This is a genomic window from Pseudoalteromonas sp. 78C3 (assembly GCF_002836695.1).
GTDB classification, from domain to species: domain Bacteria; phylum Pseudomonadota; class Gammaproteobacteria; order Enterobacterales; family Alteromonadaceae; genus Pseudoalteromonas; species Pseudoalteromonas arctica.
On record NZ_PJAV01000166.1, the window covers coordinates 75,240 to 88,187 of the forward strand.

The following is a 12,948-nucleotide window of genomic DNA, read 5'->3' on the forward strand; positions in this document are numbered from 1 at the left end:
GCTGCTTTTCGAGTTCAGATGTTATAACGAAATCTGTTATACTTAATGGACAATTTTATGGGGCTGTTATGATTTCAAAAAACCAACTCAAACTTATTCGCCAACTTGGCCAAAAAAAGTACCGAAAGCAATATAATCAATACCTTGTACAGGGTGAAAAAAACGTACTTGAGTTATTAAACAGCCCATTAAATGTGGTTAATATTTTTGCTACAAACGAATTTATAAATGCATACCAAAGTGAGTATCAGCACGCTAATTTTATTGAAGCGGATGAAGAGATCCTCACTAAAGCGAGCACATTAGTTAGCAATAATGCAGCCATTGCGATTGTTGATATGCCAAAGGCGGCTTTACCACAAGCAAATGGCTTAATACTCGCGCTTGATGGCGTATCTGATCCTGGTAATTTAGGCACAATAATTAGAGTAGCCGATTGGTACGGTATTAAACATATAGTAACTAGCACCGACAGCGCTGACGCTTACAACCCTAAAACAATTAGCGCCACAATGGGCTCGTTTGTAAGGGTATCGGTAAGCCAAGTAGATTTACCTGATTACTTACAGTCTTTAAATTTACCTGTTTACGGTGCTTTTTTAGATGGACAAAGTGTACATAAAACCCAATTTACGGGCTCAGGCGTTTTACTAATGGGCAGTGAGTCGCATGGTATACGCGAGACATGTGCAAAGTTAGTGACCAATAAAATAACCATTCCCGCTTTTGGTGGTGCAGAGTCACTTAATGTTGCAATGGCGACCGGTATCATTTTAGATAACTTTAAACGACAAGCTTAATCTATTAGTAAATTATGGGTTAAATTGTTTATGACAAATAACAATAATAAATTGGTAATAACAACAAGATGCGCTTAAGCACTATTAAATTAGCGGGCTTTAAATCGTTTGTAGAGCCCACTAAAATTCCATTTCCTGATCAAATGACGTGTGTTGTAGGCCCTAATGGCTGTGGCAAATCTAACGTTATTGATGCAGTACGATGGGTGCTAGGTGAAAGCTCTGCTAAAAACCTGCGTGGCGATGCCATGACCGACGTTATTTTTAATGGCTCAACTAATCGTAAAGCCATATCACAAGCTTCTGTAGAGCTTGTTTTTGATAACGATAAAGGTAGTCCTTCAAACACATTTGCCGACAGAAACCAAATTGCCATTAAACGCTTAGTAACGCGCGACGGGCTATCGCTGTACTTTTTAAATGGCAGTAAATGCCGTAAGCGTGATATTACCGATATATTTTTAGGTACAGGTCTTGGTCCGCGTAGTTACGCAATTATTGAGCAAGGGATGATCTCGCGCTTAATAGAAAGTAAACCACAAGAATTACGCGTATTTTTAGAAGAAGCTGCTGGTGTTTCTAAATACAAAGAGCGCCGCCGCGAAACACAAACACGCATTAAAAGCACCCGCGAAAACCTTGAGCGTTTGTTAGATGTGCGTAAAGAGCTGCAAAGCCAGTTAGATAAATTGGCTGTGCAGTCGGTTGATGCAAAAAAATACCGCGAGTTAAAAGCGCAAGAGCGAACGTTAAAAGGGCAAATTGCGGTTTTAAAATGGCAAAAGTTACATCAGCAACAACTTGAAAAAAGTACTCTAATTAAAAAACTGAACGATCAAATTTCGTTTTTTAAAACTGCTAACTCAGGGCATGACGATGTACTTGCAAGCTTAGAAGGGCAAGTACAAGCTCAGCAAGATAAACTAAGCGATGCACAACATCAGCAACATGTAATACACACCGAGCTTACCCGCGCTGAGCAACAGCAAATAAATGTAAAGCAACAAACTCAAACGCTTAAACAAAATTTAATTAAATTACAGCAACGCCAAACCCATAGCACTGAAGTTAAAACGCAGCAGCAAATTGTGTGCGAGCAACTAAATGAAACCCTGCAAGAGGCAAGTGAAAACGCGTTAATGTGCGAAGAGCAAGTAAGGAAGTTAACGCATGAGCTTGAGGAATTATTAGCACTGAAGCAGCGCCACAATACACACTGGCAAACTTTGTGTGAGCAACAGCAGCAACTTAATAATAATGCGCAACTGCATAGCAGTCACATTAAACAAACTCAGCAGCAAATAAGCCACGTTAACGAGCAAATTGATCAGTTAAATGCGCAGCTTACTGACTTACAAAGTAGCGATGTAGAACAACAATTAACGCAGCAAACACAGCAAACACAAACATTAACCCAAGAACTTGCCGCTAAACAAACAGCGCACACGCAGTGCAGTGCTAAGCTTGAAGTGCAAAATGAGCGTGTTAATAACTCACAAAAGCAATATTCGACGCTTACTCAAACAATAAATGAGTTAAAAGCCAGTATAACGGGGCTTAAAAGTACATTAGGGCTTGATGAAGAAAGTGAAAGTACTAATGGTTTGTTTAATCAGCTAAGTGTTAAAGAAGGCTTTGAGCCCTTAATAGAGCAAGCACTTAAATCGCTAGAGCACTTAAATGTAAGTGAGCAGCAAGCTGATAATAGTGTGTGGCCAATTAGTGGTAAGCACATTGCTGAAAATAGCTTAGCGGCATTCATAACAAGCGGCGTGTACCCAGATCATTTAACGCGCATTGCTTATAGCGAGAGCGGTGATCTAACGCTCTTAAAAGATGCTTATTATACAGCCGTTATGGATAAAAACGGTGCTTTATATGGTCGTAACTGGCATGTAAGTGCCGATAGAAATGCCGAAAACTCATTGCTTTTAAAACATAAGCAGTTGCAGGATAAAGCTCAGCAGTTAACCAATGCCGAGGATGAGCTAAAACAAGTAACACACACTCGTGATGAACATACAGCTGATCAAATAAAGTTAATTAACGAGCAAAGCGAGCTAAAAGAAGCCATACATGAGCTTGCGCAAAATATAGCAGTAGCCGGTACACGCAGCGATATGCTTAAACAGCAAGTAGCGCACTTTAAGCTGCAACTAGAAAAGCTACAGCAACAAAAACAGCAATTAACCACCCAGCTTTTGCAATTAAATACCGTGCTTGATGAGCAAACAGAGCAATTTGAAGTGTTAAATGAGCAGCAACTCAACTTAACGGATGAGTTAGACGCTGCAAATAGCCTGCGCTCACAAAGTGATAAAAGTTATAGCGAAGCATTAAGCATGCTTGAGCAATATAAAACGCAAGCGCATAAGGCAACGCTCTCAGAGCAAAAGGCACGCAGTGAATGGCAGTTAAGCCAAACCAAATTGAGCCATGCAGAGCAAGAGCACGTTAGTGCATCTGAAGGTGCACAAGAATTACTCAATGAAATAGAAGAACTGCTTATACCAGAGCAAGAGCTTAGCGATAAAATAACGCAGTTTTTAGTACAGCATCAAAAAGGTGAGCAGGCCCTGGTAATGCTACAAAAAGAATTAGCTCACGCTAAAGAAAGTTTAAATAGCAAGCAAGCAAGTCTTAAAAACTCACAAGGTGAGCTGGTGGGCTTGCAAGAGCAGCATCAAAAGCTAACAATTGAAGAGCAAAGCTTACTAATAAAAGCGCAAGTTGCGCTCGAACCATTAGAAGAGCTAAAGCAAAGCTTAAAAGCAATACTTGATGAATTACCTGATTCATTGAATTTAAGTGCAGCGCAAAATCAGTTAACCGGATTTACTAATCAGTTAGATAAATTAGGTGCAGTAAACTTAGCGGCAATAGAAGAGTTTGATTTAGCTAAAGCTCGTAGTGATTATCTTGATAATCAATTAGATGATTTAACAAAAGCGTTAAGCACCCTTGAAGGTGCAATTCGTAAAATTGATAGTGAGACCAAAACACGCTTTAAAGCGACGTTCGATCAAGTTAACGAAGACTTTGCAGAGCTATTTCCTAAAGTTTTTGGTGGTGGTAGTGCGTATTTAGAATTAACCAGTGACGATTTACTCGAAAGTGGTGTTAGTATAATGGCACGACCACCGGGTAAGAAAAATTCAACAATTCATTTGTTAAGTGGTGGAGAAAAAGCGCTGACCGCATTATCATTAGTGTTTTCTATATTCAGGCTCAATCCAGCTCCTTTCTGTATGCTGGACGAAGTAGATGCACCATTAGATGATGCCAACGTTGTGCGTTTTTGCCGTTTGGTTGAAGAAATGTCACAATCAGTGCAGTTTATTTATATTAGTCATAATAAAATTGCGATGGAAATGGCTGGTAGATTAACAGGTGTTACTATGGCAGAACCTGGCGTATCGCGTATGGTTGCTGTAGATATAGAGCAGGCTGTGCAACTTGCACATGCATAAATTTTTATAACAAGTGTATTATTTTTTAATTAATATACAGGTTTTAGGCATATCAAATAATAAAAGGTGAGGGGATGGCCGAACAATTAAGATGGGTTTTAATCATTATCAGTGTAGTTGTCATTGGTGGTTTATTAATACATGGATTGTGGTCTGTGAGAAAAAAAGACCGCCCAGAAGTATCTGATAACGAGCGGGTTGAACCATTACAAGAAAGCGCATCAGCTTCATCTAAACCGTTTCGAACTGAGGCTGAGCCAAAAGAGCCAATGCAAAACGAACGTGATGAGCCACAGTTTGGCGAGCTTAACTTTGATGCAAATGAGCCGCAAATAGATACAAGCGTGCCAGAAGTGCCGATTGAAGATGACCTAGAAATAGTTGATGACCTAGAAGCAAAAGAGCAAAGCGCTGAAGAAGCACCTGCCCAAATGTCTGACTTTGTTATTGTACATATTCAAATGCCAGAAGAGCTTAGTATGCAGGGCAGTAAATTATTGCCAGCAGTTAACACTTTAGGTTTTAAATATTCTGAGGAAGGCTTTTTTAATCGCCATTTAGATCCGGCTGGTCAAGGCCCTGTTTTATTTAGATTAGTAAATATGTACAACCCAGGTACGTTTGATATTGATAATATGGAACAGTTTAGTACCGCAGGGGTAAGCTTATTTATGACGTTACCGTGCGACGGCGATGGTCTAGCTGCATTTAATATGTTGCACAGCGCAGCTAAAAAGTTAGCGGATGAATTTGGTGCGCAAATTTTAGATGCTGAGCGAAATGAAATGACAGTAGATCGCGTAAGACAATATGTTGAGCAGGTTCGTTCTTTTTCAGCGTAAATAACGCATATATTATATTTTTATAAGCCACTGGACGGTGAATCGTCAAAGTGGCTTTTTTTATGTTTATTGAGGTTTAAATGTCTAGCAGCATTAGTGAGCAAGTTAATCATCTTCGTACTACATTAGAGCAACACAACTATAATTATTATGTGCTCGACACCCCCAGTATTCCTGATTCTGAATACGATAGGTTATTACGCGAACTAAGCGCACTTGAAACCGAGCATCCTGAATTTTTAACCGCCGACTCACCTACACAAAAAGTAGGCGGTGCAGCACTTAGTAAATTTGAACAAGTAGCGCACCAAGTACCCATGCTCTCACTTGATAACGCCTTTAGTGAAGAAGAATTCACTGCGTTTAATCGCCGTATAAAAGAGCGTTTAATGAGTACTGATGAGCTTACTTTTTGTTGTGAGCCAAAACTTGATGGTTTAGCTGTATCAATTATTTATCGTGATGGTGTGCTTGTACAAGCAGCGACTCGAGGTGATGGTTTTACCGGTGAAAACATTACTCAAAATGTAAAAACAATTCGTAATGTACCGCTTAAGTTACGTGGCGATTATCCGAAAGAGCTTGAAGTGCGCGGCGAAGTATTTATGGATAGCGCAGGTTTTGACAAACTAAATACTGAAGCAGAAAAGCGTGGCGATAAAGTATTTGTTAACCCACGTAATGCAGCAGCCGGTAGCTTACGACAACTCGACTCTAAAATTACCGCTAAGCGCCCACTCATGTTTTACGCATATAGCACTGGGCTTGTTGCCGATGGCAATATTCCCCAGGATCATTATCAGCAATTAGAAAAGTTGACTGATTGGGGTTTACCTCTGTGCCCAGAAACAAAATTAGTTGAAGGTCCAAAAGCCGCGCTTGAGTACTACAGCGATATTTTAACGCGCCGTAGCTCACTTAAATACGAAATTGATGGCGTAGTAATTAAAATAAATGAAAAAGCCTTACAAGAGCGCTTAGGCTTTGTAGCTCGCGCACCTCGTTGGGCTATTGCGTATAAATTTCCGGCACAAGAGGAAATAACCCAACTACTTGATGTTGATTTTCAAGTCGGTCGTACTGGCGCCATTACACCTGTTGCACGTTTGAAGCCTGTTTTTGTGGGTGGCGTTACCGTATCAAATGCAACACTGCATAACAGTGATGAAGTTGCACGTTTAGGTGTAAAAGTGGGGGATACGGTTATTATTCGCCGTGCAGGTGATGTAATCCCACAAATAACACAAGTTGTACTTGAACGCAGACCTGATGATGCCAGAGATATTGAATTCCCGACGACTTGCCCAATCTGTGATTCTCATGTTGAAAAGGTTGAAGGCGAAGCTGTAGCCCGTTGTACGGGTGGACTTGTATGTCCTGCACAGCGTAAGCAAGCTATTAAGCACTTTGCTTCGCGCAAAGCGCTGGATATAGATGGTCTTGGCGATAAGATTGTTGATCAGTTAGTCGATAGAGAACTTATAAAAACGCCTGCTGATTTGTTTATTTTAAAACAGGGGCATTTTGAGTCACTTGAACGTATGGGACCTAAGTCAGCTAAAAACTTAGTAACAGCACTTGAAGAGGCTAAAGGCACTACGCTTGCTAAGTTTTTATATTCATTAGGTATTCGAGAAGCCGGGGAGGCGACAGCACAAAATTTAGCTAATCACTTTCTAACCCTTGAAAATGTAATAAATGCCAGCATTGATAGTTTAACGCAAGTAAGTGATGTAGGCGAAATAGTAGCTGCTCATGTTCGTGGCTTTTTTGATGAAGAACATAATTTAGCAGTTGTTAATGCGCTGATAGATCAAGGTGTAAACTGGCCAGCGTTGAGCGCACCTTCTGAGGAAGAACAGCCGCTCGCTGGGCTTACATATGTACTTACAGGTACACTTAATACACTTAATCGCAATGATGCAAAAGCACGATTACAACAACTTGGTGCCAAGGTGTCTGGTAGCGTATCGGCTAAAACAGATGCGTTAGTGGCGGGTGAAAAAGCAGGTTCAAAACTAACAAAGGCACAAGACCTAGGCATAGACATACTAACTGAAGATGAATTAATTGAGTTGCTTATAAAGCATAACGGTTAGGAAAATGACAATGAGCCGATATGGGCCAGAATACTGGGATAAGTACGGAAGTTACCGTACGCCTATTGCATTTCATTTAAGTGTGCTTGTGCTATTACGCAGTTATTTTATTTGGGTTATTGCGGCTTTAAGCCGCAGGCCTGAACTAGATTTAATGTCATTATTTTTTAAAAATAAAAATGATTTTTTTATCGCAATAACGATTGGAAGTATTGCAATAATACCGACTATTTTATTTTGTTTACGCAGACCACGAGATTCACACAGTGCAAGCAACAGGTTAGCAAGAATATGGCGACATATGCGCTGGCCTCTTATTTTATGTGCAGTTGTTGATTTAACATGGTTAAGTGTTCAAGCAGCGCATAGCCATTATCGATTTTCATCATTTTTAGCAGTACAAATGATGATTGTTTTATGGGTATTATGGTATTTGGTGAAAAGCCGCTATTTAACTGTTTTCTTTAATGATTGGCCTGAGCCGACAGAAAAGGCATCAGAAGAAAAAAAGCGACTTAAAAGGGATTAGTTGTGGACGCCGTAAATAGAAAAATAGCGATAGCTATATCGATAATAGGCTTTGTGCTTATTATTTTAATGATTAGCACTGAGCTTTTAGAGTTTATGTGGTTTAAAGCGTTATTTGGGTTATGGGTATTTGTTTTTTGCTCAAGCGTTTATCGGTTAACGCCTTTATTTAAATCAAGAAACAGGTTAGAGGATTTTATTCAGCGAGACGCCCAACACTTATTACTTTTTAGTTTGATGGGATTTTTTGATAAAAAGCACGGTCCAGATTGGTTAGTTATTGAGAGTATTGAACGTATAACGACAAAGGATGATGGGCTAATAATTTACAGTAATAACGAGCGCCAAATGAGTGTTAGTTTACCTGTAAAAAAAGCAGAGCTAGATAGTTTTATTAAACGAATACTTACCGACTCAGAAAAACAAAATATTACCTTTAGCTAAGAAAATTACCTTTAAGATTGAACGAGTTTTAGTCTTAAACGGTCAACACTCCTTAGCTGATCTTTAGTGTATTAAATAACGTAATAATTAGCCGTACTTTTTATGACTTTATAAAGTATAGCTAATCAACTATTCAATGAGGCTATTATGTTGAAGTGGAATGATGTTATTAACTTTGCCACCAATGGCAATCCTACCCCAAGTAAAAAAGTAGTCAAAACTGACGAGCAGTGGCGGATGCAACTATCAGAAGATGAATATTACGTAACACGTAAAAAGGGAACAGAGCGCCCAGGTAGTTCGGGTAGTTGTACATTACTCGAACCTGGCAAGTATGTGTGTATTTGCTGTGATAATCTATTGTTTGATGCTGATGAGAAGTTTGATAGTGGTACTGGTTGGCCGTCATTTACGCAACCTGCGACAATTGAAGCGATTGGCTATGTAAGCGATACAAGTCATGGTATGGAGCGCATAGAGGTGGTTTGTAACGTGTGCGATTCGCACTTAGGCCATATTTTTCCAGATGGTCCATTACCAACGGGTTTACGTTATTGCGTTAATGCCGCATCAATGAAAAAGCTCTAATGTTTTATTTACTAGCGCTTTGAATATCTAAATTCATTTCTTTTGCTATGTGCAAAATCTTATCTAAACGCTGCGTCTGATCTGCTTGTAATTTAGTTTTATCAAGAAGGGCGTAGCACCTTCTAGCAAGATCCATATTAAATGAGCTGCCAGATTGCTTAGTTGAATCAAATAGGCACTGTAATAAATTAAGTGCGATACTTTGATTACGAGGCATGACTCTAAACGCCTGTGTAAAAGCTTCCAACGCAGTATTTAATTGGCCTTTATTAAATTGACTAACGGCATGGTTATTAAGCTCTTTTGGACCCATTTTAATATCGCGTCGCTCACTTTGTTGCTGCTGAATATAACGCAAGTAAGTTGTATCGCTAACTGCGGGATGTCTTTCACAGTGGCTAATTATTTGTGTGAATAAGGTTTGCGCCTTTTGATGAAACCCCAGTTCATGAAATGCTTTTGCTTTATCAAGTGCGCCATCAACCGATCGGATATGAGTATCGTCATCATCAAGTTGTTCAATTAGCTTTTTCGCTTTTTGATGCTCGTCTTTTAAGTAATGGAGTCGTGCATTAAGTACATCAATTTGAGCTTGATTTGTATTATTAGGAAACTGTTTTTTTAAATCATTAATGTACTGATTGGTTTGCCTAGAAATTCGTTGAATTTGATCGGTTTGATCAGTCGTTAGCGCAAAGTCGATACCTGCACGTGCTGCATTCAAATATACATCGGGGTGGTCGTGTATTGAGTGTTTTGCAAAGGTGGCTATATCTTTTTGAGTTAAATAGCTTTTTTCGTAGTCGTGATTAATTAGCGACACATTACTTAGCGATTTTTGGCGTGTGATATTTCGCGGTGCAATTTCTGCAGCTTGGCTTAAAAAGCTTTGTGCTAGCTCAAATTGATTTAGCTTTATTTCTAATCTGCCCAACAAATCAAGGGCTACTAAACGAGTTTCTTGGCGCTCTAACATTGTTTTGAGCATTCGCTGCGCCAAAATATGTTCGTTATTCGCTATAAGTGCTTCTACTAAGCCTACTTTTGCCCAAGCAAATTTTTGAATGTCGAGAACAGACTTAAAAAAGTCTTTCGCATCTTGAGCGCGCTTTAAGCGAAGTAAGGCATCACCTTTTAAGCGAAGTAGGATAGGGCTGTAATTATTATTTTTTTTATCCAGAGCGGTATCAATAAACTTAATAGCTTTTGAATCGTTACCATCATCAATTAATGAATACACTGTTTGTAAGTCGTGTTTACGCTTTAGGATTCGTTCAATGCGTATTTTAAGCTCTTGTACTGTAAAAGGTTTAACTAAAAAGTCATCAGGTTGCAGCTCAAGAACACTATGAACGAGTGAGCCACTTGTTTCTGCTGAGATAAAAATAAAGCCAGTCGAGCTTTTTATGAGTTGCTTTACACGTAGCTCTTCATAAAGCTGGTAGCCATCTTGGTGTTTATTTAAGTTGAATGAGCAAACGATTAGATCAAATTCTTCACTTAAACACTGCTCTTTTGCAGAATTTGCATGATCAGCAAAGCGCAACTGCCGAAAGCCAAGCCTTTCTAACGATTGTTTCATATAGCTTTGAGCAAGTGGCTGCTCCTCTACTATAAGTATTTTGGCTTTTGAATAGATCTTAGTTGGCATTGGCTTAAGCGTAATTGTATTTAACACAGACTATAATCAACAGTTTAACTGCTTACAAGGGAATTTAAATGATAGCTGTATTTATTAGGTACTTAACTTTGCCTAATACGTTTATCTAACTACGAAAGTACTGAGCCGAATAACATAATTAAAAACTAAATAAGTAAAATGGATAACTCTAATTTGATGAGTGCTTTGATATAGAAATTTAGATTTTAATAAAAATATGAAATGTATTTAAGGTAAAAAGAGTAGTTAAATGTATTTAATATGGGAAAAGAGTTATTACTAGAGAAGTTGTCATTTAAAGAGTTGTCTGATGGTATTTATATGTGGTGGGTGATACTGGACTTGAACCAGTGACCCTCGCCTTGTAAGGGCGATGCTCTCCCAACTGAGCTAATCACCCACATATAATAGGTATACTTGTTATTTAATTCTTCGTTATCAATTAACCGCTTCATGTAATTTGGTGGGTGATACTGGACTTGAACCAGTGACCCTCGCCTTGTAAGGGCGATGCTCTCCCAACTGAGCTAATCACCCAAATTACATTTTAATATGCACCACTGTAAATAGTGGTGGGTCGTACTGGACTTGAACCAGTGACCCTCGCCTTGTAAGGGCGATGCTCTCCCAACTGAGCTAACGACCCATATTAAGTTTAAAACGCGACTATTAATATAATAATAGGTTTTATATGTGGTGGGTGATACTGGACTTGAACCAGTGACCCTCGCCTTGTAAGGGCGATGCTCTCCCAACTGAGCTAATCACCCACATATAATTTAAAACGCTACTATTAAAATAAATAGTACTGGACTTTAACCAGTGAACTTCATTGTTGTTTGTAAGTAGCGATGATGCTCTCTTTTTTCTAATTGAGCTTAGGACCCATATAGAATTTAGATGTGAACACTTTAATTAAAAAGTGGTGGGTGATACTGGACTTGAACCAGTGACCCTCGCCTTGTAAGGGCGATGCTCTCCCAACTGAGCTAATCACCCACATCTAAACAACATTGCATTGCTGCGTTGTTGTGGGGCGCTATTATAGATAGAGTTGAAAATGTGTCAACACTTGAATGATAAAAATGTGCTGAATGAAGGTTTTATAAACAATAGGATATGGTTGAAGTCTATTTTATCATCAAATTTGATATTGCAGTTCAATTAAGCTCCTAAAAGTGAGTAGGAAATTGTATTTTATTAATCTTAAATTTAGCTTCACGATACTTATTGTTTTTTTTACTGGAGTCGTTTTTATGATTATGAGCAAGATGGATTAATATTAGGGCGAGTTATTTAGTGAATAGAGCGGTCCTTTAAAAATGAATTTAATCTAAACTTCCCAAAACAAATGCTATTTTCAGCATTCTAAACTCTATTTTTGTACTTACTTTATTTTTATAAGCGAACCTAGCCAAATCGTAAATACTCATACTTCACTAATAGCCTTCGGATTAAGACTAATAGATCACATATAACTAGTGCGTGTTGACCTTTGTGGATTGAACCCAAAGGGCAGCGCATGTTTGGACTTTATGCGGCGTTATCGCCTATTCATGGGTAATAACCAAACTACATAGGCTCTGCCTTGCCTAAAAACCAAACATACTTCTGCAAATTCACCCACCAAAGATCAACACGCCCTGAAGTTTTGTACATAGCATTACGAAGCTACAATGCTCTTTTAAAAATGTTCTTCAAACAATAATCGAGTTTTTTAGTACGAGCTACGCTGGTTATTAAGCAAGTAAAGGCTGCGGGTACTCTCAAACCCACATTTAAGTTTTGGTTATTATAAGCAATTCTAACTTTAAAAGATTAAGGCGATTGGCGAGGCCTTAATTGGTAGTTTTTAGATAAGTTCAATTTGCATATAAATGTATACCTTTGCTTTGATGCAATTTTGTTGCATCAAATAGGGGAGTAGGGGGTTATTGAGTATTCGTTGCAATATAGTGATGTTATTATAAGCAGTAGGGCTAGAATCTTATTCAAATTGTATTTTTTAGCACGCTTGATAGCCAGTTTGTTGAAAATTAAACCATTTAAATAAAGCTAGGTAAAAAACTGTTGACTTTATTTTGGGTGGTGCATAGAATGCGCCCCGCACTAAGCGATACACGATGTGTTTATCACGACGGGTATTGATTAAGTTGGGGCCATAGCTCAGCTGGGAGAGCGCTTCGCTGGCAGTGAAGAGGTCTGCGGTTCGATCCCGCATGGCTCCACCAAAAATTAGTGTTTTGTCCTAGGGTAGCAGTTTTCTGTGTCCCCATCGTCTAGAGGCCTAGGACACCGCCCTTTCACGGCGGTAACAGGGGTTCGAATCCCCTTGGGGACGCCACTTAACTTTTATTAGTTAAAGGCGGTTTTACCGAGAAAATAGCGTCACAATTAAAGCTCGAGTCTTTACTTGTATTAAACGCAATTACCTTAAAGCTCATGATGTGAGTTAAACTTATCAACTGTCCTAGTGACACATTTATGTGTCCCCATCGTCTAGAGGCCTAGGACACC

General features: G+C 39.0%; 8 protein-coding genes and 7 tRNA genes. 9 read left to right on the forward strand and 6 right to left on the reverse strand.

Annotation, left to right across the window (positions count from 1 at the left end):
• The first annotated feature begins 68 nt into the window (after positions 1-68).
• From CXF76_RS15775 to msrB, 7 genes are all read left to right on the forward strand, one after another.
• A complete protein-coding gene (locus CXF76_RS15775; protein WP_101164111.1) occupies positions 69-800 on the forward strand; it encodes an RNA methyltransferase in 732 nt (243 codons plus the stop codon).
• 68 nt (positions 801-868) lie between these two features.
• Positions 869-4,270: a chromosome segregation SMC family protein gene (locus CXF76_RS15780; RefSeq protein WP_101164112.1), complete on the forward strand. Its 3,402-nt coding sequence runs from the start codon at positions 869-871 to the stop codon at positions 4,268-4,270.
• A 74-nt stretch (positions 4,271-4,344) separates the two neighbouring features.
• The gene (zipA, locus tag CXF76_RS15785) at positions 4,345-5,112 is read left to right on the forward strand and encodes a cell division protein ZipA (protein ID WP_007584012.1); all 768 of its coding nucleotides are present in this window, start codon (positions 4,345-4,347) and stop codon (positions 5,110-5,112) included.
• 80 nt (positions 5,113-5,192) lie between these two features.
• Positions 5,193-7,211: an NAD-dependent DNA ligase LigA gene (gene ligA / locus CXF76_RS15790; RefSeq protein ID WP_024591595.1), complete on the forward strand. Its 2,019-nt coding sequence runs from the start codon at positions 5,193-5,195 to the stop codon at positions 7,209-7,211.
• A 10-nt stretch (positions 7,212-7,221) separates the two neighbouring features.
• A complete protein-coding gene (locus CXF76_RS15795; RefSeq protein WP_007584017.1) occupies positions 7,222-7,740 on the forward strand; it encodes a DUF2919 domain-containing protein in 519 nt (172 codons plus the stop codon).
• 2 nt (positions 7,741-7,742) lie between these two features.
• Positions 7,743-8,183: a hypothetical protein gene (locus tag CXF76_RS15800; RefSeq protein ID WP_024591594.1), complete on the forward strand. Its 441-nt coding sequence runs from the start codon at positions 7,743-7,745 to the stop codon at positions 8,181-8,183.
• 147 nt (positions 8,184-8,330) lie between these two features.
• Positions 8,331-8,771 (forward strand): peptide-methionine (R)-S-oxide reductase MsrB, encoded by a 441-nt coding sequence (gene msrB / locus CXF76_RS15805; protein ID WP_007584021.1) that lies wholly within the window; start codon positions 8,331-8,333, stop codon positions 8,769-8,771.
• A 4-nt stretch (positions 8,772-8,775) separates the two neighbouring features.
• On the opposite strand, the gene CXF76_RS15810 is transcribed toward msrB, so the two are convergent.
• The 6 genes from CXF76_RS15810 to CXF76_RS15835 all read right to left on the reverse strand — a co-directional run bounded on the left by CXF76_RS15810 (position 8,776) and on the right by CXF76_RS15835 (position 11,430).
• On the reverse strand, positions 8,776-10,422 hold the full coding sequence (locus tag CXF76_RS15810; protein ID WP_024591593.1) for a tetratricopeptide repeat-containing response regulator: 1,647 nt from the start codon (positions 10,420-10,422) through the stop codon (positions 8,776-8,778).
• Positions 10,423-10,755: 333 nt separating this feature from the next.
• Positions 10,756-10,831, reverse strand: a tRNA-Val gene (locus CXF76_RS15815).
• A 61-nt stretch (positions 10,832-10,892) separates the two neighbouring features.
• Positions 10,893-10,968 (reverse strand) — tRNA-Val (locus CXF76_RS15820).
• Positions 10,969-11,001: 33 nt separating this feature from the next.
• Positions 11,002-11,077, reverse strand: a tRNA-Val gene (locus CXF76_RS15825).
• Positions 11,078-11,125: 48 nt separating this feature from the next.
• Positions 11,126-11,201, reverse strand: a tRNA-Val gene (locus tag CXF76_RS15830).
• Positions 11,202-11,354: 153 nt separating this feature from the next.
• A tRNA-Val gene (locus CXF76_RS15835) sits at positions 11,355-11,430 on the reverse strand.
• Between the two features lie 1,156 nt (positions 11,431-12,586).
• Between CXF76_RS15835 and CXF76_RS15840 the strand changes: the two genes are divergently transcribed.
• A tRNA-Ala gene (locus CXF76_RS15840) sits at positions 12,587-12,662 on the forward strand.
• A gap of 37 nt (positions 12,663-12,699) precedes the next feature.
• Positions 12,700-12,775, forward strand: a tRNA-Glu gene (locus CXF76_RS15845).
• Positions 12,776-12,948 lie beyond the last annotated feature (173 nt).

Coding starts and splice junctions, on each gene's coding strand:
- CXF76_RS15775 (WP_101164111.1), top strand. CDS start 69: ATGATTTCAAAAAACCAACTCAAACTTATTCGCCAACTTGGCCAAAAA.
- CXF76_RS15780 (WP_101164112.1), top strand. CDS start 869: ATGCGCTTAAGCACTATTAAATTAGCGGGCTTTAAATCGTTTGTAGAG.
- zipA (WP_007584012.1), top strand. CDS start 4,345: ATGGCCGAACAATTAAGATGGGTTTTAATCATTATCAGTGTAGTTGTC.
- ligA (WP_024591595.1), top strand. CDS start 5,193: ATGTCTAGCAGCATTAGTGAGCAAGTTAATCATCTTCGTACTACATTA.
- CXF76_RS15795 (WP_007584017.1), top strand. CDS start 7,222: ATGAGCCGATATGGGCCAGAATACTGGGATAAGTACGGAAGTTACCGT.
- msrB (WP_007584021.1), top strand. CDS start 8,331: ATGTTGAAGTGGAATGATGTTATTAACTTTGCCACCAATGGCAATCCT.
- CXF76_RS15810 (WP_024591593.1), bottom strand. CDS start 10,422: ATGCCAACTAAGATCTATTCAAAAGCCAAAATACTTATAGTAGAGGAG.